This is a genomic window from Streptomyces sp. BE20 (assembly GCF_036322525.1).
In the GTDB taxonomy this organism is placed as follows: domain Bacteria; phylum Actinomycetota; class Actinomycetes; order Streptomycetales; family Streptomycetaceae; genus Kitasatospora.
In genome coordinates this window covers 1-405 of sequence record NZ_JAQYWW010000600.1, presented here as the reverse complement: position 1 = coordinate 405, position 405 = coordinate 1, and the positions used below count along the sequence as shown (strand labels likewise).

The window sequence follows — 405 nt, the reverse complement described above, 5'->3', positions numbered from 1 at the left end:
CGGGTGGGGCGATGCTTGCGGTGGGTGCTTCCGAGGCGGAGGTGCTGGCGGCGTTCCCGGACGTGGACGTCGCGGTGGTGAACGGTCCTGGGGCCGTGGTGGTCGCGGGGCTGGCAGCGGTGATGGACGCCGTCGCGGTGGCGGCGGGGGGGCGGGGCTGGAAGTCCAGCCGTCTGCGGACCAGTCACGCCTTCCACTCCCGGTTGATGGAGCCGATGTTGGAGGACTTCCGCGCCGTGGTGCGTGGGTGGTCCTTCGCCGAGCCTTCGGTCCCGGCGGTGTCCTACGTGACAGGCCGCCCGGTCGGGCTAGGGCAGTGGTCGGACCCGGGGTACTGGGTGGACCAGGTCCGCAAGCCCGTCCGCTTCGCCGACGCCCTCGCGGCCCTCGACGGCGTCACCAGGT

General features: G+C 73.1%; 1 protein-coding gene. It reads left to right on the top strand.

From position 1 onward, the window contains the following. Positions 1–20: 20 nt before the first annotated feature. Positions 21–405 (top strand): acyltransferase domain-containing protein (locus PUR61_RS11990; RefSeq protein ID WP_329878690.1); only part of this gene is annotated, 385 nt, incomplete at its 3' end.